General features: G+C 62.4%; 28 protein-coding genes. 2 read left to right on the top strand and 26 right to left on the bottom strand.

The genetic code is table 11. The features are described 5' to 3' along the window. The 8 genes from ABDK74_RS13810 to ABDK74_RS13775 form a co-directional block, all read right to left on the bottom strand. Positions 1-1,032 (bottom strand): tyrosine-type recombinase/integrase, encoded by a 1,032-nt coding sequence (locus ABDK74_RS13810; protein ID WP_062106457.1) that lies wholly within the window; start codon positions 1,030-1,032, stop codon positions 1-3. A gap of 56 nt (positions 1,033-1,088) precedes the next feature. Continuing rightward, the gene (locus ABDK74_RS13805) at positions 1,089-1,919 is read right to left on the bottom strand and encodes a UvrD-helicase domain-containing protein (RefSeq protein ID WP_346004317.1); all 831 of its coding nucleotides are present in this window, start codon (positions 1,917-1,919) and stop codon (positions 1,089-1,091) included. Continuing rightward, positions 1,906-2,589 carry a hypothetical protein gene (locus tag ABDK74_RS13800; RefSeq protein WP_346004316.1) on the bottom strand — a complete coding sequence of 228 codons (684 nt, stop codon included), beginning with the start codon at positions 2,587-2,589 and terminating at the stop codon, positions 1,906-1,908. The genes ABDK74_RS13805 and ABDK74_RS13800 overlap by 14 nt, the downstream gene beginning before the upstream one ends. Before the next feature lie 10 nt (positions 2,590-2,599). Then, entirely contained in the window at positions 2,600-3,571 is a 972-nt protein-coding gene (locus ABDK74_RS13795; protein WP_346004315.1) for a DUF3991 and toprim domain-containing protein, read from the bottom strand. 411 nt (positions 3,572-3,982) lie between these two features. Further along, positions 3,983-4,249 (bottom strand): hypothetical protein, encoded by a 267-nt coding sequence (locus tag ABDK74_RS13790; protein ID WP_346004314.1) that lies wholly within the window; start codon positions 4,247-4,249, stop codon positions 3,983-3,985. Further along, positions 4,246-5,079, bottom strand: coding sequence for a DNA/RNA non-specific endonuclease (locus ABDK74_RS13785; RefSeq protein WP_346004313.1), 834 nt, complete (start codon positions 5,077-5,079; stop codon positions 4,246-4,248). Before ABDK74_RS13785 ends, ABDK74_RS13790 begins: the two co-directional genes overlap by 4 nt. A gap of 74 nt (positions 5,080-5,153) precedes the next feature. Then, positions 5,154-5,399, bottom strand: a complete 246-nt coding sequence (locus ABDK74_RS13780; RefSeq protein WP_346004312.1) for a hypothetical protein — start codon at positions 5,397-5,399, stop codon at positions 5,154-5,156. Positions 5,400-5,492: 93 nt separating this feature from the next. Then, positions 5,493-5,732, bottom strand: a complete 240-nt coding sequence (locus ABDK74_RS13775) for a hypothetical protein (RefSeq protein ID WP_062022268.1) — start codon at positions 5,730-5,732, stop codon at positions 5,493-5,495. A gap of 281 nt (positions 5,733-6,013) precedes the next feature. On the opposite strand from ABDK74_RS13775, the gene ABDK74_RS13770 reads away from it, so the two are divergent. Then, positions 6,014-6,532 carry a hypothetical protein gene (locus ABDK74_RS13770; RefSeq protein WP_346004311.1) on the top strand — a complete coding sequence of 173 codons (519 nt, stop codon included), beginning with the start codon at positions 6,014-6,016 and terminating at the stop codon, positions 6,530-6,532. Here the strand turns inward: ABDK74_RS13770 and ABDK74_RS13765 are convergent. The 16 genes from ABDK74_RS13765 to ABDK74_RS13690 all read right to left on the bottom strand — a co-directional run bounded on the left by ABDK74_RS13765 (position 6,514) and on the right by ABDK74_RS13690 (position 20,923). Then, on the bottom strand, positions 6,514-7,047 hold the full coding sequence (locus ABDK74_RS13765) for a hypothetical protein (RefSeq protein ID WP_346004310.1): 534 nt from the start codon (positions 7,045-7,047) through the stop codon (positions 6,514-6,516). The genes ABDK74_RS13770 and ABDK74_RS13765 overlap by 19 nt on opposite strands. Beyond that, on the bottom strand, positions 7,044-7,292 hold the full coding sequence (locus tag ABDK74_RS13760) for a hypothetical protein (RefSeq protein WP_346004309.1): 249 nt from the start codon (positions 7,290-7,292) through the stop codon (positions 7,044-7,046). The genes ABDK74_RS13765 and ABDK74_RS13760 overlap by 4 nt, the downstream gene beginning before the upstream one ends. Before the next feature lie 34 nt (positions 7,293-7,326). Continuing rightward, a complete protein-coding gene (locus ABDK74_RS13755) occupies positions 7,327-7,782 on the bottom strand; it encodes a DUF3085 domain-containing protein (RefSeq protein WP_023945891.1) in 456 nt (151 codons plus the stop codon). A gap of 77 nt (positions 7,783-7,859) precedes the next feature. Further along, positions 7,860-8,036: a hypothetical protein gene (locus ABDK74_RS13750; protein ID WP_157774492.1), complete on the bottom strand. Its 177-nt coding sequence runs from the start codon at positions 8,034-8,036 to the stop codon at positions 7,860-7,862. Between the two features lie 255 nt (positions 8,037-8,291). Beyond that, positions 8,292-8,681, bottom strand: coding sequence for a hypothetical protein (locus tag ABDK74_RS13745; RefSeq protein WP_346004308.1), 390 nt, complete (start codon positions 8,679-8,681; stop codon positions 8,292-8,294). Positions 8,682-8,736: 55 nt separating this feature from the next. Next, a complete protein-coding gene (locus tag ABDK74_RS13740; RefSeq protein WP_346004307.1) occupies positions 8,737-9,351 on the bottom strand; it encodes a hypothetical protein in 615 nt (204 codons plus the stop codon). Positions 9,352-9,420: 69 nt separating this feature from the next. Next, on the bottom strand, positions 9,421-10,089 hold the full coding sequence (locus ABDK74_RS13735) for an LPD29 domain-containing protein (protein ID WP_346004306.1): 669 nt from the start codon (positions 10,087-10,089) through the stop codon (positions 9,421-9,423). A gap of 364 nt (positions 10,090-10,453) precedes the next feature. After that, on the bottom strand, positions 10,454-10,684 hold the full coding sequence (locus ABDK74_RS13730; RefSeq protein ID WP_346004305.1) for a hypothetical protein: 231 nt from the start codon (positions 10,682-10,684) through the stop codon (positions 10,454-10,456). A gap of 62 nt (positions 10,685-10,746) precedes the next feature. Then, entirely contained in the window at positions 10,747-11,355 is a 609-nt protein-coding gene (locus ABDK74_RS13725) for a hypothetical protein (protein WP_346004304.1), read from the bottom strand. A gap of 89 nt (positions 11,356-11,444) precedes the next feature. Continuing rightward, the gene (locus ABDK74_RS13720; protein WP_346004303.1) at positions 11,445-13,307 is read right to left on the bottom strand and encodes a ParB N-terminal domain-containing protein; all 1,863 of its coding nucleotides are present in this window, start codon (positions 13,305-13,307) and stop codon (positions 11,445-11,447) included. A 53-nt stretch (positions 13,308-13,360) separates the two neighbouring features. Beyond that, complete coding sequence (locus tag ABDK74_RS13715) at positions 13,361-13,786, bottom strand: hypothetical protein (RefSeq protein ID WP_346004302.1); 426 nt, start codon at positions 13,784-13,786, stop codon at positions 13,361-13,363. A 189-nt stretch (positions 13,787-13,975) separates the two neighbouring features. Beyond that, the gene (locus ABDK74_RS13710; RefSeq protein WP_346004301.1) at positions 13,976-14,284 is read right to left on the bottom strand and encodes a hypothetical protein; all 309 of its coding nucleotides are present in this window, start codon (positions 14,282-14,284) and stop codon (positions 13,976-13,978) included. Continuing rightward, positions 14,281-14,622 (bottom strand): hypothetical protein, encoded by a 342-nt coding sequence (locus ABDK74_RS13705; RefSeq protein WP_346004300.1) that lies wholly within the window; start codon positions 14,620-14,622, stop codon positions 14,281-14,283. Before ABDK74_RS13705 ends, ABDK74_RS13710 begins: the two co-directional genes overlap by 4 nt. Further along, entirely contained in the window at positions 14,619-15,254 is a 636-nt protein-coding gene (locus tag ABDK74_RS13700) for a hypothetical protein (RefSeq protein WP_346004299.1), read from the bottom strand. Before ABDK74_RS13700 ends, ABDK74_RS13705 begins: the two co-directional genes overlap by 4 nt. Before the next feature lie 134 nt (positions 15,255-15,388). Further along, on the bottom strand, positions 15,389-20,530 hold the full coding sequence (locus ABDK74_RS13695) for a DEAD/DEAH box helicase family protein (RefSeq protein WP_346004298.1): 5,142 nt from the start codon (positions 20,528-20,530) through the stop codon (positions 15,389-15,391). Positions 20,531-20,653: 123 nt separating this feature from the next. Then, complete coding sequence (locus tag ABDK74_RS13690; RefSeq protein WP_228120869.1) at positions 20,654-20,923, bottom strand: hypothetical protein; 270 nt, start codon at positions 20,921-20,923, stop codon at positions 20,654-20,656. A 331-nt stretch (positions 20,924-21,254) separates the two neighbouring features. On the opposite strand from ABDK74_RS13690, the gene ABDK74_RS13685 reads away from it, so the two are divergent. Next, complete coding sequence (locus ABDK74_RS13685) at positions 21,255-21,752, top strand: MucR family transcriptional regulator (RefSeq protein ID WP_194263244.1); 498 nt, start codon at positions 21,255-21,257, stop codon at positions 21,750-21,752. Positions 21,753-21,754: 2 nt separating this feature from the next. Here the strand turns inward: ABDK74_RS13685 and ABDK74_RS13680 are convergent, their stop codons facing one another. After that, entirely contained in the window at positions 21,755-22,726 is a 972-nt protein-coding gene (locus tag ABDK74_RS13680; RefSeq protein ID WP_194263243.1) for a phosphoadenosine phosphosulfate reductase family protein, read from the bottom strand. Continuing rightward, positions 22,723-23,100, bottom strand: coding sequence for a hypothetical protein (locus tag ABDK74_RS13675; protein ID WP_034954418.1), 378 nt, complete (start codon positions 23,098-23,100; stop codon positions 22,723-22,725). Before ABDK74_RS13675 ends, ABDK74_RS13680 begins: the two co-directional genes overlap by 4 nt. Between the last annotated feature and the right edge of the window lie 965 nt (positions 23,101-24,065).

Raw genomic sequence — 24,065 nt, 5'->3', positions numbered from 1 at the left:
CTATCCTCCGAAGACCCTGTTACCAAGCTTCATATCCATCTGTTCGACTGAGTTTGCGATCTTGCGAAGCAGATCTTCACCGGAAAGATGGATATAGAGTGTCGTGCTTTGAACATTGCGATGCCCGGCATAGGTCGCAATATCGTGTAGACGCCAGCCAGCACGGGCCAGATGCGTCAATCTCAGGTGACGCAATGTGTGCGTACTGAACAATGGCATATCAGCCTGGAGAGCAAGACGTCTGACAGTTTTGCTCCATGACCACTTCGTAATAGGCTGCCGAAAGTTCCGATCTGACTCAGAGAGAAACAGGGCCGCTGAATGGGTCGCCGCGTTGCGCCTCTGATGCAGATATACCGCCAACACAGGACAGAGCGCCGCTGAATAACAAACCACACGTGGACGGGCGCTTTTACTTGTTTCAGCCCGGATGGTGAGCAGACGTCTCGCAGGGTCGATATCCGAGACGCGCAAATTGACTAATTCTTCTCGGCGCAATGCGCCGTAATACGCCAGTGCAAACATGAGACGGTTTCTCACCGTTTCCTGTGCGACCACTTCTTGCAAGCGTCCCCATTCTGGATCGGACGGCAAATGGGGCAACAGCTTGGAACGACGTACCAAACCATATCGAAATCCGACATGTTCAGAGAATGGACCCCGTCCTGCAACAGCCTGCCCGCGCGGCACTGGGTTTCGATGAATGATCCCTTCAAAAACCAGATGGTCATACCACAGGCGAACGGCGGACAAACGCTGATGCAGCGTAGCATTGCTGACTGGCGGGCGAACGGAAAGAAGGGGAACCGCCTCCCCACGCAGATACCGTACGAATAGAGAGACCTGAGCCAAAGTCGCGGCCTCAGCCGGTATGCCTACTGCTGTGCAAAAAGACAGATACTGATCCAGACCTCTGGCGTAGGCATCAATGGTCGCGGGTGAGCGCCCGAGATTATCGAGTAGCGAGAGCCACAAGCATCCTTGCTGGTTCTCGGAAACCTGCGGATAACGTGACCAGTCTGGAACGGGCATGACACACCCTTTCTTGCTGCTACGGCATCACTCTAAATCAATGCATTCCAATTAACTTATAAAATCGACTGCGCATCGTCGCCGACAACGAAGAGCTCGTTGTGGTCTTTGGACAGGCATTTCAGCCAGAGAAACTGGAGCCGGTTGACGTCCTGGAACTCATCGGCCAGCACGCAGTCAAACCGGTCCGCCCAGTCCCTTCTGTAGCGTTCGTCGCGGAGCATGGTCACGGTAGGCCACAGCAGCAGGTCTGCAAAATCCGCGCGATTGCTTTCGCGCAGCATCGCCTGATACGCAGGATAGAGCACGGCCGCATCCCGCCAGACCATGATGTCATCGCCTTCGGTGATGGCATCCGTCGCAATCCGTCCCTCGACCCAGGCCACGGCATCCGGGGGAAGCACCATGTTTTCCTTGAGCATGGCGATGCGCGAGCTGATGGACTTCACACGCTTGCGAAACGTCTCTCCGTCATCGGCATTCATGACGCCTGCTTCAATCGCCTTTTCCAGGAGCCTGCGCACGATCTTCGTGCTGTCTTCGCTGTCACAGACGTCGAACCCCGGACGCAGCCCGGCAATGTCGGGATCGGTCCGCAGCTGACGGCGTCCGTGCGCATGGAAGGTGCCCACCCAGTACGGGGCCTGCGCGATGTTCAGGGCCGCCGCGATCCGCGTCTTCATCTCCCCGGCTGCCTTGTTGGTAAAGGTCACGGCCAGAATGCGATCTGGCGACATCCGGCGTTTGACGACACGGTCGACAATACCGGCCACAAGCGTCTTGGTCTTGCCGGTCCCGGCACCCGCGAGAACAACAACCGGTCCTGTCTGACGCACGGCGTCTGCCTGGGAAGGGGTCAGTCCGGAGAGATGATTATGCACGACCACGTCCCTGCTCCCGGGTGCCATGAAGAACCTCGCACCGCGTCGCACGGCGGCCATCAAGGCTGAGGATGACGTCCGGCTCCACCATCAGGTCAAACTCCTGCCCGAAGTCCCATGTCCCGTCCGCCAGAACCGTCCCCCCGACCACGAGACCGCGCAGCACGTCACCGCCGAACGCGATCTCGGCGTAGGTCTGCGGGAAGGGCGGCTGATTGTGCAGCAGGGCCCAGGTATGCCACACGCGGGTTGTCTCGGCATCGGCATGCCGGGCGGCGGTCAGTTCTGCGACATGTCCCAGAAGTGTGACGGCATCCGGACGGTCAGGATGACGCGTGCTTCCGGGAACAGTGCCAATCAGGACAAGCTGCTGCTCCCCCGCCTGGCAGGTCAGGAACCCACTGTCTCCGGTCGGAGACTGAACAAACAGGACGATGCGTCCGGAGAGATCCCAGCCTGCCGCACTCCAGCGTCCGCCAACCACGAGACCCTGACGCCGCTCCGTCTGAGGACCATACGCCACCAGAGCCCAGGGAATACGACAGCCGAGGTCTGGCATCAGACGCAGATAATGGTCCGCATCCGGGTGCGCCAGGAAGGCCGCTCTCAGGGCGTCGTTCTTCTCATGTCCGGGAAACAGAGCCTCCATTTCCCGTCGTGCCTTGTCATTCGTCATCAGTCTCTCCTCAGGCGGCGCGGGCGGCGGCCACAACAGTCTTCAGGGCGTCGTTGAAATCTTTGCAGCCACCGTGGGGAATACGGCGGATCACGCGGACACCGGCTTCGCGGCCCAGCTCTGCAAGGCGCGCGGCATAGCGGTTGCCGGCTTCATCATTATCGGTTGCGGCCACCAGAACGGCAGCCGGATCTTTTGCCATTTCAGCCAGCTCGGCCGTGAGGGCTTCGACCGTCTCCGGCCCCATGCCACCTGCGGTCGAGCAGTACAGGGTTTCGCGCGTGCGCTCGCTGTCGAGGGCGGCGTAGGACAGGGTATCAATGGCGGATTCACTCACCACCAGCCGACGGACCGTGCGGCCAAGGCCGGGCTGGAACCGGAAAAGCGTTTTGACCGTACCCGACAGACAGATGCCCTTGGTGTCCGGACCGCGCAGTTCCGCACCGCAGACCGCTCCCGCGGCATCCCGGTGGCAGAACCAGGCGGCGTGATAGCCGTCCCGGATGCAGCCGGTCATGATGGCCCGACGCAGCACCCATTCCGGAAGGCAGCGCTCCTCGGTGAGATAGGCCCAGACCTTCGTGCCGGATTTGAGCTCCTTCCTGGCCTGCCAGCGCTCGGCCGGAGCAACGTCTGGCGTTTTGGCCTGACGCTCGCGGACGTATTCTGCCCCCTTCGGTTCAATGCCCACCAGCTGACACAGCTCACGGCAGGCATCCCGAAACTTCAGACCGGGCGTCAGGCGCTGGATCAGGGAGAACACATCCCCCTTTTCGTCCGATCCCGTATCCCACCAGCCACGGCCTTCATGGTTGACGATAATCGTCTCGCCCTTGCCCGCACGGTATTTCAGAGCGTTCCGCGTGCTTTCGGGCTTGTCGAGGAGATAGCCATGGCGCTCAAGCAGCAGAGCACAGGAGACGCCTTTGACAATGTCGGTCCGGTCGTCATCAGACAGTCTGAACGGCTCAAAGCGTGCCATGATCGTCATCCTTTCTCGCTTCGGGGCGGCGCAACGGTCAGAACCGGCCTCAACGCCCCTGTGATCTGGGTTTAATTTAGGAAAAATCCGCAAATATTGCAAGGAAAAATGGATATTTACTGCGGTTTTTATGGTTTTTATTTGTCGTGACTTACCCATATACAAACATCGTCACCACACACTTAACGAATACTTAAACAAGCCTTTCGTTCGACCCGTGCCGGAGGCAAAAGGGGCGAAAGCAAGCGCAGCGACGCCTTTCGTCCCGACACTGCCAGGTCCGTCACAAACGCAGCGCAGGACACGATGCCTTCTCAGGGGACCCGGCTGCACGGAGCAACCGAAGGGCGCGGAGGAAGCTGGGGTGGAAGGTCGTCTTGTCCGGAGTGAGGCTTGTGGCACTCCACACCTTCAGGCACAGTCCCGGTCCGAAAAAGGGTTTGGAATCACCCTGTCCTCTCGAGCAACGCGCGCACGATCCGGAAGATGGGCCGATCCTTCAAGCTCGCGCGCAATGGCGTCGATCTGAGCCTTCAGGGCCTGAATATCCTGCAGGCCGATCCGGTCCCTTCGGATTTCGAGGCGTCCGTACAGGGCGATCCGCTCAGTGCCGTTCTCAATCGTCAGGTCATCGATCCGAACACTTTCGCCTGCGTCCAGGAAAGGAATAAAACTCATGGTGTAATCTCCAGCACAGGGCTTCCGGAAGCAGGCCGGATGCGAACAGCATAAGGACTTTTCAGGGGGCGAGGCAGCTTCATGGCCGTCTGACGGATCTCATCAGGCAGGGATGGAAAGGGATTTACCCCCGTCGCCTGGGTTAACGCGCCGATGCTGATGATCGTACAGGTTGGCTGGCTGCTATTTTGACAGAAATACGCGCCTGCTTCGTCCTCGGCGGGATCGTAAACAGCCTTCCAGGTCGCAGAGGGCACAAAAACCCGATGCGATCCGATGGTCTTGACCGACGCTCCAAATGCCGGACCGGTCACGACGTAAAGCTCGCCTTCGCGCTGCGCGAGACGACGCACCGCCATTTCCACGCCCGTCCAGATGCCTTCATTCAGTTCCGGGGTCTGGGGAACAACATTGGCGAGCGAAAAACTCTGCTCCTGCGCCCGAAGACTGGGTTCATCCCCCGAACAGGCCATATGGCCGCGGTCATAATCCGACGCGCGGTAGTCGCTCAGCTCGGCCCGGTCCTCAAAGGTCAGACGGGGATCGGCATGAAAGAACCGGACGACCCGGCCGATCTGCATGCTGCGTTCCAGGTCTTCCTCGGTCAGATGTTCTGCTGTCCACAGGGGGCCATGACTGATGCCCGAATGCAGGACAGCAAAGGCGTCATTGCACAGAAGCACGGTCTGCTGCCCAAGCGCCTCGTTGGTCAGAACCGGAAGCTGGCCGTCTCCGCCAAACTCGGCACACCCGGCCGGTGCTGCCTGACTTGCGGTGGCCCAGAGCAGGGCGCTCAGGGCAAGCCCCGCTCTGTGGTGTCGCATCGCCATTCCCTTTCCTCCCGGATGCCTGTGGTGTGCATGCCAGGATGACACGGCCTGTTGTGAGTGAAGGATCAGGGCTGTCAATGGGAGACACCCAGCAGTGTGCGTTGCGCCGAACGATGGGCGGCGCTGGCGTCACGGCGCATTGCAGCCCGTAGCGCCGCGCCAAGACGGACGTCATTCGCGTCGTCAGCCAGAAGATCCGCTTCCGCGTAAAAACGCCGTGCGCGGCCAATGGTCGGGCCTGCGGAGGCGGCGCGGTGAAAGACGGGCGCCTCAAGCGCAGGAAGAAAACTGGACAAAGCTGTGAGGGTCTGGACCTGCACGATGCGGTTCCTTTCTTGTATTTTTTTGCCGGATGCGGGCCGCGCTGCGGCCCTGATGTCAGTGGAGGAAGGAGAGGATCAGCGGGCCTGATCTCAGTCTTCCGTCCCAGGCAGGGAAGCGCGCTTGACGGCCCGACCGTCGCTCGCAAGGCATCGCTTTCCGTCGTGCATGTAATGGTTGCGGCGAACCTTTCGATACACGGCTCCCAGCTCTGCCCCAGCCATGCGAAAGGCTTCTCCGAGTTCAAGATCTGCAAAGAGAACCGTGTCCGGCCCAAAAATCTCTGCCTTTTTACGGGCTGCTGTCAGATCTGTTTTCCTGCGCTTGGACATGCTCTGCCTCTCTCGGTTTATGTCGTTCCCGATCGGCAGCCTCGTGGGGCGGGCGGCGTGGCAAGGGCGGCGCTGTGCGCCGGGAGCGGAGCGACGCACCCTTGCTGCGACGCCTGCCCCACGAGAGCCCCTTCCCTCCCTCCTCTTTCTCTTTCGCGCGCGTCTCTTTTCTGCCCTCAGAGGTATCCGCGAGGGCCGAAGTAGGCAGTTATCTTATTGTTTTTGTTGACTTTTATTTATGGCGCGCTTTACGCTTGCCGCACAACGACAGGAGGACACCGATGAGTGCACAGACAGATCAGACCGCCACGGTGATCCGCTTTCCGCAGGAGCGGCGTCGTACGCCGACCCTGGACGCGCTCACCGACGCAATCCTGCCCGAGACGCAATTGCGGTCGCTTGCCGAAATCCGGGCCGTGACGCCGCCCCGACAGGTTGAGCGCCTCCGCGCGTTCGGACGCGAGAGGGCGCGACAGATTTTCGGAGCCACCCCCTTGCCCGACACGCGGGAGGGTCGTCAGCGCATGGCGTCTGACTGGCTGACGCTTCTGGTCGGTCGGGCACTGGGCCGGGTTTCCGACGCACGGTCCCTCACGGAACAGGCGGAGCGGCGCGAGATCGAAGATCCGCAGCGCGATGGCATCTATGACGATCTTGCGCAGGCGCTGCGCGCCGAGATCGTCGCCTGGGAGACGGCCCAGAATATTCTGGGCGGATGGGAGGTCGTTCAGGGACTGATCGACGATCCGGACTCCTGCGCCGTCACGGACAGCGCAACGGGTCAGAGCAGACCCATCTGAACAGGCTGCTGCCGGGACAGGGTCGCAGCCAACGCCGGAGCCAGTGAGGTGCGGCCGGCATGATCGGCCGGCACGCCGTGACGGTCGATCAGCCTGCGCAACAGCGCCTGTTCGCCTCGGAGCGTTTCCTGCCGCAGTTCAGCGCGGTACAGGTCGAGCACCTGATGCTCGACCAGAAGAGCCGCGATCCGGCTTTCCACGTCTGACCAGGTCCAGGCGGGATCGCCGATCCCGCCACACGCAATGATCTGATCGAGGAAGGCGAGACGCCCCTGCGTCGAGCTGAAATACCGGCCCGCAAAGCCGTTCCGGTTAAAGCAGGTGATAAACCCCCACATCTGGCTGACGCGCTGGTACAGCGCCTTGCTGAACCCCTCCTCCGGCAATCCTTTCGCAACAAAGGCGAGGATTGCATTGGCCAGTTTCGCCTTCTCCTGTGGTGAGCTCCACTGGGTGGCGGTCAGGCCCTCGGCCTCAATGCGGACGCGCCGCAGGTGTGGCAACAGCAGGCTCATGCGTAAGCCTCCTGCGCGAGCGCGGACAGAGCTTCCGCGACAGCGCCGGCAAGATCGGGCCGCCGCGCAATCAGCCAGCCCGTCAGTGCGGTGCGATCCGCCGCGTCCACAAGGGAGACGACGCGGTCAACGTCGCAGCGTCTCAGCTGCTCCACACTGTCAGCGGCCACCGCCACGGCCGAGGCCCAGATCTGGTCGCGCGACTGCGGACCCGCAGACACCGTGTCAGGCGTAGCTTCGGACATTTTTCTTCTCCTGAAGGATTTCAAGGACGGCCGGTCAGGCCAGAAATTCGAGGGTTTCCGGGGTGATGGTCATGCGCAGTGTGTCGCCTGAGGCCTGCCTGAGGGCCTGCCGCACAAGCGTCGCCTCCAGGAACTCGCATCCGTCATCCCCGCCAAAAGCCTGGCGTTTGACGTCATGAGCCCTGCCCGCGTTCTGTGCCGGGTCCGCTTCGCGTGCATACGCGCACAGATTGGGCTTCTGACCGTCATCGGACGGCAGAAGGGGAAGCCCGTTCGACATCATGTAGATCCCGTGATCTCCAACCAGCCACAGACCCGCAGGGATCTTTGCAGGATCGACGTCGTCCTGACGGCCCCATTCGCGCGCGCCATGCCCGGGCTTGCGCAGGCTCTTGTCAAAGAGCTGCGTCAGCGTGGCACGGCGCTCGGACGCGGCCTCTGCATGGGCGAGAAGGCGCTCGATCAGCGCGCGGTCGAAAGTGACGATCATGGGATATTTCCTCGGATCAGAAATGAAAAAACCCCGCACGATGGCGGGGCATGGGGGCGTTCGGAGACGTGGAGGCTTCAGCCCCGACCGTGGGTCGTGTGGGAGGCGGAAGCGAGATAATGATGGGGCACCGGGCCCGCCAGAAAGCTCGGCAGGCACGTAAAGGCGAAGACCAGGGCGAGAAAACCGAAGACCCCACCGGCCAGTCCGGCAACGTCCTTGATGTCCTGAAGGGTCTGCTGGGAAATCTGCATGAAAGGTCACTCCTGTTGCCGTCATCTCTTTTCTCTGATGACCTCTCCGGCCCAGGCACAGGATGGCTGCGATGGCACAGGCGCCGCGCAGCGGCGGGATCTCCACGACCCGGAGCCCGCCAGGGCGAGGACGCGTGGAGACCCACCCTTTGCCAGCGCAGACAGCCTGTGCTGCCTCTCTCTCCTTCTGCTTCTTTCCCTCTTTCTTCTTCCTGCTCTCCCTCCACCCGGCTTGCGCGGGTGACGATACGGGGTTCAGGTGTGTCCATTTTGGCGCACGGATGTCTCCTGCCCGGCCTCATCCACCAGCTGATAGGCCGTCAGGGTCAGATGGCCCGTCCAGCGATGTCTCAGGACGATCATGGGAACACCCTCGACCGTGCCATGCTCGCCGCGGCGGCTCGCCTCGGCGATCTGGGCGCGCGTGACGCGTGGCGGCTGCGTCCGGGTTCGGAAGTCCGTCTCCGCCGCCTGTCGGTCCGAATAGGGGCCGTGCCAGTGCTGGGCGGCCTCTTTCGGCCAGAACGACGTCACGCGCAGATAGACACGCCCATCCGGTGCAACGCCAAGATGGACCTTGCGACGATCCAGAAGGCAGGTCTCGATCTGGAGAAGGCTTTCATCGACCATGGAAAACTCGCTCATCTTTTGAACCGTAGGATCTGGCAGGGGAGACCTGGTCCGCTCCCCTGCATTGGCCTCAGGCCGCCAGTTGGTCCGCCTGTGAGGCCGCACTCAGGACGGCGGCGGCCAGGGCAGGATGCTGGTGGGCGCGATAGCGCGACACCAGAGCGTCCCGGGTCTCGCTGCTCAAAGCGGCCGCAGGCGCGCCTCTGGTTTCGAGACTGGCTGCGACTTCCGCGGCCCATCCCTTGAAGCCAAGATGGCCGTCGTCAGACAGGCGTTCGGCCTCGGTGAGCGAAGCCTCGCGCGGCTCTGCACCGTCCATGCGGAACGGCGTGTACCGTGTTCCCCATGAGGCCACACCTGCCGTGCCCTCGTGGGGAACCGGGTCTGCAATCGTGGTTTCCAGCCATTCGGAGGTGCCAAGCGCCTCGGAATCGTAAGCCGCGTCGAAGCCGCGCGGCTTACGGCTGCCACGATTGACCGTGACCATGATCTTGAACGACCGACCAGGGTGCTGAAGGGCGGTATCGCGGCCGAAACTCAGGATGAGCGGCTTGAGGCCATCCACCGACTTTGCCTCGACAACGCGCCGCTCTCCCAGATGGGACATGAGCGCCATCGTGGTGCTGGTGAAATAGCCCTCGCGCTTTGCGGTGGCAGGCGTCGCACTGAGTGTAAAGAAAGCCATGTCGATCTCCAGATATGACAAAGGCCGCCTCGCGGCGGCCTGGAAGAACTGTGAAGGGGCGAGGTGGGGTCAGAAGACGTATTCGGCGCTGCCGAACACCTCCTGCCAGGGGCTCCGGCTCTTGGAGTGACAATCCGTCACGTCGTCATAGAACCCGGATCTGAAGCGCTTTCTGATGTCGGAAACGGTCTGGTGTTCCGTATCGTCCAGCGGAGCGTCGCAGCTGATCGACACCGACCCGTAGGAGGTTTTGCGCACCCGGAATGTGTGGTTTGGCAGGGCGGCTTTCAGCAGGCGGCGGATGTTCTTTCCTGCCAGCACCCCGCTCTGGTCCGATCCCTGCTCCAGATGGGCGTACTCGGGATCGGTGCGCAGGCGTTCGATTTCGGCCGCGTGCGCTGCCTCGGCCTGATCTTTCTGCGCCTGCTGTTCAGCACGGCACGCTTCGGCATGAGCGTGCAGCTGCGCAATTTCCTCAGGCTCAGCCTTGGGCTCGTCGTGGAAGATCGTCCACTGCACACCGTGCAGAATGCTCTCGGGCAGCCTCTTGCTGATACTCCCGCAGGCGAAGACGATGTCAAAGCTGGCATTGCCCCCCGCAGCGATGAAGCCGCCAGCAAGGCGTCGGATCGTCTCGGGACGCGGCGTGCCATGGACCGCATACACGACGCCCCGGCCTCTGTTGTACAGGATGGTGCTGACGCGGGTGCCCACGGTGACAGTCGGGTGTTCGGACATGCTGATCTCCTTCTCTTGATATCTCTTCAACTGTCCTCTCCGGGGTCAGGGCCTGGCTGGCGGGGCAAGGGCGACGCGTCAGCGGCGGTCCCGCAGGCGTCCGCCGAGGACACCACCCCTTGCGGCGACAGACAGGCTCTGGCACCCGCGCCCTCTCCTCTTTCTCTCTCTTTTCTCTTCGCTTTTCGTCCTCGTGCGGGCAGGCTCTTCCCCCGTGAAACAAGGCATCATCTCACTGCACGAAAAAGGGCGGAGCCATGCTGACTCCGCCCTTGAAAATCGTAACCGGTTCGTCCAAGTTCAGAGGTGAGCCGTGAGGGGCTTCGGGAAAAAACACCTCACGGCCCGGTTTACCTTAAGTGATTTACTCGGAGAGGCTCTTCAGTGCGGTGGCAACCGCCTGAAGGGTCTTCTTCGTTTTACGAAGGATCTTCGTAAACCACTTACGGTCCACCACGATCACGAAGATCATGGTTTCCCCTTTCACTCTGACGACTGTGGGCAAAGCGACCCCCGACCCACATCCGGTTACGATTTTCGAGGGCCGCGACGTCTGAACCGTAACCTGAACAGACGTTTCGTCACGCGGACTCATCAGGCAGCCCCGATCTCCTGTTGTGCCAGATCAGGCGTTACGCGCAAGCCTGGCCCGGAACCCTAGTCCGGCCCCGACCCTACCAATGTCACAGTCCTGCGTTCGGCAACGGATTTCAGCGCCTGCACAAGAGGGCTCAGTGTTTTGATTTCCTCTGACAGATCCTCCGTCCGGTCTGAGGCCGCCATTTCCAGACAGAGTACGTCGTGCGCCGTCGCGGCCATCCCGACGTCGATACGCACAGTCTCATGATCTCCACTGGCGATGCTGTCGGCCATGTCGACCAGATCGAGAGAGGCAAGACAGTCACCTGTTTCAAGATCGATGACACAGGCGCCACCACCATAACCGTCGAGGCGGGGCTTGCTACAGTCATAGCTCCACACCACACACCACCTTCTCCCTGCACAGAGCTTTTGACGGGCACACGCCTGAACAAATTCAATCAGTCCAGCGACATTACTACCACCGTCGTCATGAACCCACAGAGGTGCCGTTCCATCTGTCGAGGAATCCTCAATTTCCGCTCCAAAATGGTAGTGTTCATCGTGATGCGGCTGTCGCTCCTCCCACTGAGCGTTGTGGGCGTCCCGGAGCGCAAGCGCACACGCGCGTGCTTCTACGCTTCGGAATGGAATCAAGGCTGAGAATTTTGAATAGTAGTCTGCCATAGGGGCGCTTTCTTCTGTCTTCTTACAAAAAAGGCGGCACTCAGAAGAGCACCGCCTGATGTCAGGTTTCTTCCTGGCCGCGTGTGGCCTCAGATCCGAAGGATTTCCAGCCGCCCTCCCATGGCGGCCTGCATGGCCATCAGTTCCTGCGGCACTGCGAGGTCCGGTTTTGCTGCCGGCTCATCCTCAGGGACGTCCGGATCGCCAGCGTCTTCTCCGCCGTCCTCGTCGATCCCGTCTTCCAGATCCTCCGGATCAGCGCACTCCAGGCCGTCTTCATCCCCGGCTTCCAGATCGTCTTTCAGGGCGGCCCACTTCGCGCGGCGGTCCTGCCTGTTTCGAACCTCCTCGGTCCAGACGCCTGTCGCCTGCGCAAAGCCTGCGGCCTCCGGAACCCAGTGCCCGTCTCCCACGGCGTTCAGCAAAGCGGCCCGCATCTCCTTGCCTGTGTTGAGTGGTACGAGCCCATGCGCCTGAACCGCTTTGGTGATGCCGGGCTTGCTGTAGGTCTTCAGGAAGCCCTCATCGGCCATGCTCGGCATGTGGGCATCCGCGTCGAACAGACAGCCCAGCAGTTCCGCTGCCATGCCGGAGCCGGAGTGCATGCTGACCTCGCAGTTCATGAAGCTTCCGAGGCTTTCCAGCGCGTGGCGGCGGATGAGCGCCTCATCACGCACCAGTTCGCCTTCCGGAAACAGCGCTTCCATGGCGGTCTTCACCGCGTTCTCCTGAGGCGAACTGCTGTCGCAGCCGTAAATATGGACGTTGTTGGCATTCAGCGCGAGCAGCAGGCCGGCCACCAGATCCCACGGATCCGCGTCTTCGCTTTTCGCCTGCAGGGCCTTCTTCAGCGCGAGAGTCCGCACGGAGCCGATCATCTTCAGACCCGTGCCGGAGATGTCAGCGCGCTCCTTCTTTGGGGGTGGCGTCTGCTCCACCACGCGCGGTTCGGAGCGGACGGTCTCTTCACCCGTGTAGCGGAACTTCCGCTCTTCGACTTTCAGGGTACTCCGATTGAGCCAGTATCCGACAACATCGGTCTCCTGCTGGCCCATCCAGTTCGTGACGAAGTTATAGCCCTGAGGGCGGAGGGGAGACCCATACGCGTCCGTCTCGATCGCGAGCGTTCCTTCGGGGCGATGCTCGGCGATCCAGTCTTCCTGCGCCGCCCGAAACGCCGTGGCATCCGTGACGTAGCGATTGTCCTCACTGCCCTGCCCGAACAGATCTTCGGTCCAGACGACGCCATGCTTTTGTGCCAGCGCATCGTCAAACCGGGCATCACGCGCATACCACTCGTCCTGACGCAGGTGCCAGGTGAAGTCACGCCAGTCCACGGTATCATCCGGATCCTCGGCGTTGAGACGATATCCGGCCGGGTCCTCTCCCTCCTCCACACTCTCGGCGAACATCTCAGCCCAGGCAGCGGCCTGATCCTCCAGAGACGACAGGGCCAGTGTCCGACGCTCTTTCAGGTCGGGGCCGCGGCCAATCTCGATGGCGTGCAGGATTGGCGGATGCAGCTTCGCGAGAAGGGTTAGCCCCTTGAGATAGGCCGGTGTCACCATGAGGGCCACGCAAAGCTGCTGGTCGGTATAGCCAAGCTCCTCACGCATCCGGGTCACGGCACGCCACTGGTCCGGCTCGGTCATGCCTTCGCGGATCATGTTCTCACTGGCTGCCGCCAGATCCTCCAGACCGTTGTCGACCTTCGTGACATGGACCTGAATTTCCGTCAGACCCGCATAAATCGCCGCTTCCGTGCGTCGATGGCCCGCGATGATCATCAGGCTGCCGTCCCCCAGCTCACGCACGCGCGGCGGATGGACAAGCCCGACTGCGCGGATATTCAACGCCAACTGGCGAATGCTCGCCTGACCGGGCTTCGTCTGACGGGGATTGTTCGGGTTCGCGATCAGGGTGTTGGGATCGACAAGGCGCAGTTCGTCCATGATGGGCTCCAGTGATGTCGTAAGGGTGTCAAAAAGGTCTCGTGGGGGAGACGTCAGGCGGTCAGGCTGTGCGCGAGGTGGGAGACCACACGCTCGATATGCTCGACCTCAAGCTGCCGCGTTTCCAGCGTCAGCGTGGCCGTGCCGTACGACCCGTCTTCATCAGTGTCGTAATCGGTCTGCACGCGGCGGATAACGGTTTCGACGCAGTGCCAGACCACAAGGTCCAAGCTGTTCGGAAACAGAGGGGCAATCGTCTGGTCAGGTCCAAGCGCTGCAACGGCCTTCTCAAGGGACAGGTCTTCGAACAGATCCGGACTGTCGTCCGCTGTCACATGAAGCGTTGTCCACCAGCCTTCCTTGGCCTCGTACTCAACTTTGACCGTCTTCACGCCATGCGCTCGCATCGCCTCAAGGATCAGCGTCAGGTTTACTCTGAGCGCCACTTCGGCCGCGGGTTGTCCTGCCGGGTCTGACACGCCTCTCTCCTTTTTTCTGTCGTGATGATCTCGGCGCGGGCACGGGGCGTGGCTTCGCGCAAGGCCGCGCGTCAGCGCGCCCGGCCTGAGCCTTGCGCGGAGCCGCGACCTGTGGCGGCTCCCTCTCTCATTTCCGCTTGTTTTCCAGCCCCCTTCTCATCTCCCTGAGGCAGGCAAGGCGGTGGCGGTTCAGTCGTAAAAGGGCAGCGTCTCGTCGATCGACCCGTCCCGATCGAAGTGGATGTAGTGGCAGTCCTGCTCTCGCGCCTGAACCATCAGGGCGGCCAGTTCGGGAGATACGTCCTGCGGGACGTCCTCCGCCTCGGTGGGAACATAAATCATCCAGCCATAAGGCCCGCCAAGACAGCTTCGCCCTGCTGTGCCCCCGCTGCTGAGATAAAGCTCGCACGCATCGCGTTCTGCGGCCGGAAGATGCCCGGTACTGAGATCCAGGTGCCGGCAGACGACGCCTGCGGACGTCGGCAGAACGTCGCTCATGCCCGGGCCTCCGGCCGGACAATGAACGGGGTCAGACAGGTCGCCCCTGTCCAGCGATGAAAGGCCAGAATCATCTCGCCATACTCGTGCGTCTTCGAAAGTGTCCCGTTCAGACGCCTGCGTCTGACATCCTCGGGTGTCAGCACAGGCAGCGCATGGCGGTCCACGAAGTCGGCCTCGGCCTGAGCGGCATCCGCATACGGGCCATGCCAGTCATTCCGGTTGACCGGATAGGCGTCCACGGTGCGCAGCAGCACCTCACCGCTCGGGTACGTGAAAATTTCCACATTCAGGCCGCACAGGACTTTGGAAGTGGTGGTCTGGTCCGTCCGGCTCATGCTGCGCACTCCACGAATGGGGTCAGACCTTTCATGATGGAGTGGCGCTCGTGACATGGTCCATAAACTGTCGCCCGGTTATAGACAGGCGCGTCGTCCAGATTGGAGTATGCCAGAAAGATGGCCGCATCCTTCGGGTCACGCAGCAGGTTCAGCCAGGACCACACCGGGGTTTCGCCTGTCATCTCCGGGGCCTTGATGGCGGACAGCTCGTCCACACGCTTCTGGAGCCACGCTGAAACCGGCCCCTTGCGAAGCGCGAATTTTCCCGTGCAGGTCATGCCGCGGTCAAGAAGCGCCTGCGCGCCCACAGCATCCCGCAGAACAGTCCGGCACTTGCGAATATAGGTTTCTGCCTGCGTCTCGCTGGCACCGGAGAAGCGCATCCCCCCGCCCTCACAGGAGGCAGCATACTGCACCACCTGACGCATGATCTCCCAGTTCTGTCCCGCCCCAATCAGGGACCAGCTTCTCGCGCGCAGCGAGCCGCGCCCCTCATAGACATTATTATCGCCCCCCAGTTCCATCAGCAGATACTGATCGGCATAAAAGCTGCTATCCGCAACATGAGGGCGCAGGGTCGCTGCCGGAAGTCGCACGGCGGCGAGGTCATAGACGATACGATAGGACATGCTCTCTTCCTCTGATCTCTCTTTCAACCTCTCCGCGGATGCAGGGGCTGCCCGGTGCGGCAAGGCCGCGCGCCAGCGCGCCCGGCCTGAGCCTTGCCGCACCGGGCGGGCCATGCCCGCCCCTTTTCCTCTTCTTATGCTGCCGCTTCTTCTTCCTCGCCTTCTCCCCCATTATCGTTGACGCTCAGGCTCTCCATCGCGGCCAGAGCCTCGGCAGCCTCGGCCTCCCGCCGCGCTGTATCCTCGGCCAGATCCGCCTCCAGAGACGCCATTTCCTCCTCCTTCTCCTCCAGAAGTGCGGCCTCGCGGAACGGCATCCCGTCACGGGCGCGGTAGCCGGGCAGCTTGCGCTCCGTCTCGGCAACCACACGCTGCGCATCCGCAAGCTCGCTGTCGAACCGCAGCAAAGTGTTCTCGATGCGGGCGATGAATCCGAGCGGCGCGGTGTCGTGATCAAAGTCGATCCCGATCATCCGGTCCTCGGCCACGATGGCGATGGTCGCGTCCCATTCCGTCTCACCCATGAACGTCGAGCTCCAGGTCTCACACACCAGCTCGAACCCGCCGATCTCGCCCAGTCTCCACCGACCCTTTGTCTCTGCGCGTTTGGCCGTGCGCGCCTGACCCATCAGCCACCTGCCGGCATCCTGACGTTCGGTCATCACATCCGACTTGCGCACAAGCTCGAACGCCTCGCCCCGTGTGGACTGGCGTTTCGCGATATCCGCCCGGATTTTCAGAATAACGGCTTCGGCCACCCTCTGATCGCGTTCGGCTCGCTCGATCGCGCGACGCACGTTGAACTGGTCGTCGTAGTGGGCGGCCTTGAGACGACGCAGACGAGCCAGCTCCGCTTCCAGTCCTGCCTTTTTCATCAAGCGTTCGTCACCCGAGGCCAGTGCCTTCGCCATGGCAAACTGGTTCGCACTCTCGCCGATATCCTCCAGACGGCGGATCGACCGGTCTCCCGACATGGCCAGACACAGGAAGCGCTGCTTGCGCTCCAGAAGCTGCCAGTTCGTGGCATCCACCGAGCCCTTCAGGGCGTAGGCGTAAATCTGGATGACAGGGTTCTGGTTGCCCTGGCGTTCGATCCGCCCCTCACGCTGGATGATGTCGGCCACCAGCCAGGGCACATCCAGATGGTGCAGGGCAATCAGACGCTGCTGTGCGTTCACGCCCGTGCCCATTGTTGCACTCGAGCCGATCAGGATGCGTTTGCGCCCGGAATTGAGATCCCGGAACAGCCCCTGCTTGGCGGCACTCTTCTTGTAGTGCTGCATGAAGGCGATCTGCTCGCGCGGCACACCCATCCGCATCAGCTCGTCGCGGATCCACAGATAGGCCGAGAAGCCCCGTTTCTCCAGCGCGGCTTCCGTACCCAGATCCGAGAAGATCATCTGCACGGCCCCGGGCAGATCATACGGCTTGCCGGTATCGGGATCGGTGTAGCGGTTTTCGCTCGTCGCCTTCCAGATGTCGAAGACCTTCGCGATCATGACATTCAGCTTGTTGCTGTTGTCGTTGGCCTCCCAGGGCCGGACAAACCGCAGATCAATCGCTGCGTGACGCGCATCGTTGATCACGGACAGGATGATGTCCTGCCCTTTTTCAGGCTTGCCCTTGCGCTCCTCAATCACCTTGATCCGCGCTTCCAGTTCCTTCTGGTAATCGCGGAAGGCGGGTCCACTGTCTGCGACGACGATCTGTCGGCTGCCCGTGGCGATTTCAGGCAGCTTCACGTACTGGCGCAGGTCGTCCTGCTGAACGACGTCCGCAAAATGCCGGTACATGGCCATCAGATCGGCCACGTTCACGAACTCCGCAAACCGCGTCACAGGCTTGTACAGCCCGCTCGGCTGAAGCTCGAGTTCCGTGCGGGTCTCCCCGAAATTGGCGGCCCAGGCGTCGAACTCGTGCAGACCACGCTCGATCAGGGCGTCGATCTGCTGGAAGCGCTGCACATTGTACATCTCGCCCAGGGTGTTCGTAATCGGCGAGCCCGAGGCCATGACCAGCTCGCGACCGGGGTTGAGACGGCTCAGATAGCGGGCCTTGACGTACAGGTCCCAGGCACGCCCGCTGCCGTTCGGATCGACCCCTTTGAGGCTGGACTGGTTCGTACCGAAGCTGAGCTTGCGGAACTGCTGCGCCTCGTCCACGAGGATCTGGTCGATCCCGATCTCGCCGAGATGCACCAGATCGTCCTTGCGGCTGGCCAGCCCCTCCAGTTTGGCCTCCATCCCTTCCTTCATGCGCTCGATGCGCTTGCGCGACACGCGATCGTCCTTGTCCACGTCGCACAGCAGGCTCTCGTAAGACGCGATCTGCGCCTCGATCATCGCCTGCTCGAACTTGGTCTCGACCGGAATGAACTTGAAGGCATCATGCGTAATGATGATCGCGTCCCACTGACCCGTGGCCGCACGGGCCAGGAAGCGCTGGCGCTTCGCCTTCACGAAGTTCGTGTCATCCGCAACCAGGATCTTCGCGGTCGGATAGAGCATCAGGAACTCGCGGGCCATCTGCGCCAGACAGTGTCCCGGCACCACAACCATGGCCTTCGAGATCAGGCCAAGACGGCGCTGCTCCATGATCGCCGCACACATCGAGAAGGTTTTCCCCGAGCCAACGGCATGCGCCATGTAAGTGTTGCCCGTGGCGATGATGCGCCAGACCACCCGCTTCTGGTGGGCGCGCAGCTGAATCGTGGTGCTGGCCCCGGGCAACTGCAGATGCGAGCCGTCAAAGGCGCGGGGGACGAGGTTGTTGTAGGTGTCGTTATACAGCCGCACCAAACGCTCGGCGCGCTCTGGATCCTGCCACACCCAGGTTTGGAAGGCTGTCTTGATGGCGGCGAGCTTTTCCTTGGCGGCCTCGGTCTCCTGCGCATTCAGCTGCCGGTGCTCACCGTTCTCGTCGCGCCAGGTGTCCCAGATCTGCGGAATGGCCTGATTGAGCGCATCCTCGATCAGTTCCCCTGCGGGACGGCGTTCGGTGCCCCAGACGGACGTCGCTTCGGCCTTGCCCCGGAACGGTCCCTTGTCCAGGGTCCAGGACGCCACCTCCCTGGTGTGCCACACGCCGGCTTCGACCCCGATCACCTCGGCGATGAAGCCCTCGATGTCGGCGGTCGGGATCCACGGCGCCCCCAGACGGGCCGTAATGTCACTCGGCCGCAGGTCCTCGGGCTGGGCCTCTTCCAGCGCGGCCACGGTGCGGGCGAAGCGGGGATCGGTCTCAGCGGCCTTGCGGGCCTCCGCCAGCTTCGTGCGCACCGCCCCTGACAGGGCTTCGTCGGCCGGCACCCAGACGTCGCGTCCGGGCTGGCTGCGTCCGGCATCGAGGTAAATGGCACTGCCCAGCTCGGCGATGACCTCGTCCTCGGGTCGCCCCAGCAGCTCGGCAATGCGCGGGATCTCCACCACACCCGTCTCGTGCAGGCAGACCGCAAGCGCGTCATGGGCGCTGTGCACCTCCGGCTCCAGCGTCGCCTGGATCACACGCTCAGAGAACAGTGGTCCCTGTGTGCCGACCTGCTGGTCCTCGTCGTACTCCTCGATCGAACTGACCAGCCAGACGTCCGGATCGTCGTAGAAGGGTTGGAGGTTCGGGCGCCGCTGCGTGGTGCTCTCGTCCCCGGTTCTGGGATCAGTGCGCGTGCTGGTCAGCGTCAGGTTGATCGGCCCGAACTGTCGCACGAACGTCTGATAGGCGCGCTTGAGGTCCGCCTGGAGCGCACTGTAAGGCAGGTTCTCCACCTGGGCGCGCAGGACCGCACGGGCAGCATCGCGGACCGGGATCAGGCCTTCGATGATGCGCGCGTGCTTCTGGAAAATACCGTCCTTCTGCTCGCCTTTCTTCACCTTCACCGCCACCGACTGGCCGTCGATGATCTGGTGCAGCGCGCCCTTCTCGATCAGGTAGCTGCCTTCCTTGAGGCTCGCCCCCTCCCCTGCCGTGCCGACATCTGCACGCCGGCTTTCCCGCAGCGCCTCGACATCGAGCGTCTGCGGCACCGGGAAGCGGGCCAGCGCGGCGAGACGGGAGAGCGCGCTCGGAAGCGCATCCTCAAGCATCAGCATCGGGTTTGCAGTGCAGGTGTATTCCGGCCCGAACTGTCCGCTCGTCCAGCCGTGCCGACCCAGCACCTGCTGACCGTTCTCCGCAAAATAGCGGTTGATGCTGAGCGGTCCCTCCCCCTCGTCGGTGTCGGACAGGTCCGCAACGTCCAGCCAGGCGGTCTCGCCCGGGCTGTCTCCGATCTCGCGACGGCGCAGGACCAGCACGTCCACGACCACGTCAGTTCCGGCATCATCGCGCATCGCGCCAGCCGGCAGGCGTACCGCACCAACCAGATCCGCCGTTTCGAACAGGTGCCGGCGCGCAGTGGCGTCGCGCTTGTCCATCGTCCAGCGTGACGTCACGAACAGACCCATGGCACCGGGACGCAGGCGGGAGACGGAGCGTGCGATGAAGTAGTCATGCAGCGACAGACCAAGCCGCCCCAGTTCGTCCGTGCCGCGCACCGTGCGGTTGCTGAACGGCGGGTTGCCGATGGCGAGGTCGAACTGCTCGGCAATCTTCGCCGTCGTGAAGTCTTCAGACCGGACCCACTGGTTCGGAAACAGCTTGCGGGCGATGCGGGCGGTCAGCGGATCGTTCTCGATCGCCGTCCAGGCCGTCTTTGGGGCAAGTTTCTCCGGGATCGCGCCCATGAACAGACCCGTGCCACAGCCCGGCTCCAGCGCACGTCCGCCACGGAACCCCATCTGCGCGACGAGATCCCACAGCGCATGGACGATCAGTTCCGGCGTGTAATGGGCGTACTGCGTGGCCCGGGCCAGACCGGATCGCTCCTCCTTGCTGGTGAGCTGCTCCAGGAGCACGCCGATGTCCTCCCAGCCCTCCCGAAATGCTTCACCGGCTCGCGGAAACAGGCTGTTGGCCAGCTCGCCGGCACCAAATCCCGTGAACTTCGCCAGCACCGCCTGTTCCTGAGGCGTTGCATTGCGACCTTCGGCCTCAAGTTCGGACAGCAGTCGGATCGCCGTCAGGTTGTCCCGCGCCCGTGCCTTCCATCCCTGGGCGAGCCCACGCGTCCCGCGGAGGCAGAAGTCGACCTTCGGCGCGATAACCGGAGTGCTGACAGCCTGCGCAACGACCTTCGCGGCCTCTTCAAGAGCCTTGTCGCCAGGCAGCTCACCCCAGAAAAGATTGGCGTTCGCGCCCCCAAGGGCGGATGTGTCGAAGAAGCTCAGCTGTGCCTTGCTCATGGGAAAACTCCGGACAAGCGGCCGCGCCCGGTGCTGCGCGCGGCAGACCGGGGGGCCAGAAAAACGGGATGATGGAATTGCGGGGGCGAGCCGCGCCCGGCTCAGGCGCGCGGCATCAGGGGATCAGAGCGGTCCGAACCGAAGGCTGATCTGCTGGCGTTCACTGTCGGAAAGGCGCGCCAGGGCCTCGCGATGGTATTCGGAGCCGCAGCGCGCCTTCTGTGACACCCGCCACCAGGCGTGCTGGTCCGAACAGGTGACGCCTCGGATCTGGGTGTCCATGTTTTCGGGACCGCAGCCTTCGAGGATGGTCCAGCCCTCCTGATGGGCCTGAACCAGACTGAACTGCGATTGTGTGTCCGGGGACGTAAGGGCCAAGCTCGGCATCGTCATCTTTCTCCTTTCCTGACCCTCTCCGGCAACCGCGGCGTCGTGCTGGGGGGCAAGGGCGACGCGTCAGCGTCGGGACCGCCCGGCCCGCAGCGCCAGCGAGGACACGGACGGACCCACCCCTTGCCGCACAGGGCGATCCCGTGGTGCCCCCTTCTCCCTTTCCCTCTCTTTGTTCTTTTTCTTTTGTTTTCGCCGCTTCTGCAGGACAGAAAAAAACCGTGCAGCAAGTGTGAAGACGCTGTTATCCGGAGTAATGTATTGTCGTGGCTGACTTGCAGTCACCGTTCACAGAAACGATTTACAGCTCACCATCATTACACTGAGGGATTTCATGACTGACCTGACACCCGCCACAGAGCCCCCTCACTCTGACCTGCGTTCCCTGACGGCCGAAATCGTGGCCGCCTATCTTTCAAGAAACGATGTCGCACCCGACATGCTCCCGGGCCTGATCCGTTCCGTTCATACGGCCCTGACCGGTCCGGCGGTCTCCGAGGCCGCGGTCGAAGAGGCTCCGGTTCCCGTGGTCAATCCGAAGAAGTCGGTTTTCCCGGACTACATCATCTGTCTGGAAGACGGGAAAAAGCTGAAGATGCTCCGCCGTCATCTCAAAACGGCGTACAACATGACGCCTGATGAATACCGGGCCCGCTGGGGTCTGCCCCCGGAGTATCCGATGGTCGCTCCCGGCTATTCCGCACAGCGCGCAGCTCTTGCCCGGGAAATCGGCCTGGGCTCCAGAACCCGCGCTTCTGCGCCTCAGGAAGAAGACCTCCCTCCGGTAAAGAAGCTCCCCGAAAAACGGCGGGGCCGTCCGGCCCGCGCCTGAAACTAGAGGGGCCCTCCTCCGTTACCGAAGGCACCGGCCGGGAGAGTCCAGTTTTCTGTCAGAACCGTCTGTAACGGGCGGTCTGACAGGCAGGCTGCGACCAGATCGGGCCGCGACCGGGCCGCTTCATAAACCGTCCCTTCGGATGACAGCTGCGCGAGCCCCCTGTCACGTTTGATCGTGCAGCCGAAGTCTTTTTCATATCCAACCAGTTTCGCAAACCGGTTCGCATCCATCCATTTCAGGGTGGCGAACTGGTCTGCATTGCCGAAGATGCAGAACGCGCAGGACAGGCGCGAAAATCCAACCTGATATGGATAGGCTGGCATGACGCGCCAGCGCTCCAGGATCGCCCAGACCTCTGCTTCGGACCACTGATGTACCGGCCTCCAGTGATCGACATGGCGACGACGACGCGTCCCGTTTCTCGTGTCGGTACGGTGAGGCTCAAAGGCCGCATATCGAGCCCGTGCGGGACTCTCTTCAGCACGCTCGCCTGTCACGACCAGGGTACGGCGGTTGAGGAACCGGTCCTGTCCGCGAACGGCACGATCGGCTACGTCGACTTTGAGGCTTGCCGAACACCAGCGCACGGAGAGGCTGGCCGAGACCTGGGGAAAGCGCAGCCGGGTTCCGTTCTGGCCCTCCCCGCCGGCGACGACGCGCCCCTCCGGGGTCTCGAAGACCACGGGCGCGGTCGGCATATCGTGGCGCAGCATCTCGCGCTCGAAGCCACCCTCGCGCCAGGACCGATAGAGTGGCAGTCCGAAGTCGCGAGCCAGGGCTTCGACATACGGAGCAGTGGAGGGCCAGTCCATGAAGGATCCCCCCTCCCCGTCCACATCGTGGTGCCACAGCTCGATGCGTTCGGCCGGAGCACCGGCTTCCAGCAGGGCGAGCAGACAGGCCGTGCCATCCTTGCCCCCGGACACTGCGACAATGATGCTGTCATAGGACGCGAGATCCGGGCTCATGATGTCCACCGACTGACCGGGGCGCCTGTCCGCACAGAGCGGCACATCAGGGCGTGGGCGATCGGGCGCTCCCGCAGCAGCAGCGGCTTTTCATGGCGACCATCCCAGGTCAGTCCCTCACAACGTGTCAGCAGTCCCATTTGGACGGCGGCTTCGTCGCGACAGGCGCACACACGCTCATTGCCACCGGAGCTGCGGCGGCACGGCTCATCCGCAGGAGCGCCGCAGCCCGTGCAGGCAATCGTCAGTGCCGGATCACCGTCTTCCCAGTGCGTGTTGCAGCGGCGGCAGGTTGTGGGTTCCTGCGTGTCGGTCCAGCGCATCGGAGGCCGGCCACGGGGGGTTGGGACATAGGGAAACTGGTAGCGTCGCATGATGCTCGATCCATCTCTGGTTCTTCAAACATCCTTGCGACGGCCTGTTGGTCGCCCGCGCTGCAACAGTGCCGCGCAGCGGCAGGATCGGCGTCACCCGCACCCACGCGCAGGCGGCGCAGCCGGCGAGCATGGGGAGGACTGACGCCGACCCACCTGTTGCAGTGCGGGCGGCTGACAGGCAGCGGTTCTCTCATACGCCTATCCTACCTCTCCTTTTTTCCTCGTCTATTCTTCGTCTGTCAGTGCTGGTGAGGTAAGGGGGATACTTTCAGCAAGCTGTGGACAGCCAATGTTTCCGCGGTATTTACGGTCGGTCTACCGTTTACCGTCCATGACAGGACGAACGCATCAAGCGTCCGGGTCTACGGTCAGTCTACCAAGGGCAGGCACTGAAACACGGGGCAGGGAGTGTTCCCCACCCTCCACGTTCAGAACGTCGGGAGAAAGGAATACGGTCGGTCTACCGTTTACCGTCCATGACAGGACGAACGCATCAAGCATCCGGGTCTACGGTCAGTCTACCAAGGGCAGGCACTGAAACGTGGGGCAGGGAGTGTTCCCCACCCTCCACGTTCAGAACGTCGGGAGAAAGGAATACGGTCGGTCTACCGTTTACCGTCCATGACAGGACGAACGCATCAAGCATCCGGGTCTACGGTCAGTCTACCAAGGGCAGGCACTGAAACGTGGGGCAGGGAGCGTTCCCCACCCTCCACGTTCAGAACGTCGGGAGAAAGGAATACGGTCGGTCTACCGTTTACCGTCCATGACAGGACGAACGCATCAAGCATCCGGGTCTACGGTCAGTCTACCAAGGGCAGGCACTGAAACGCGGGGCAGGGAGTGTTCCCCACCCTCCACGTTCAGAACGTCGGGAGAAAGGAATACGGTCGGTCTACCGTTTGCCGTCCATGACAGGACGAACGCATCAAGCATCCGGGTCTACGGTCAGTCTACCAAGG

The organism is Gluconobacter sp. OJB (assembly GCF_039638275.1).
Lineage (GTDB): Bacteria > Pseudomonadota > Alphaproteobacteria > Acetobacterales > Acetobacteraceae > Gluconobacter > Gluconobacter cerevisiae.
The sequence above is the reverse complement of the archived record's forward strand: the minus strand, read 5'-3'. Positions and strand labels throughout refer to the sequence as shown.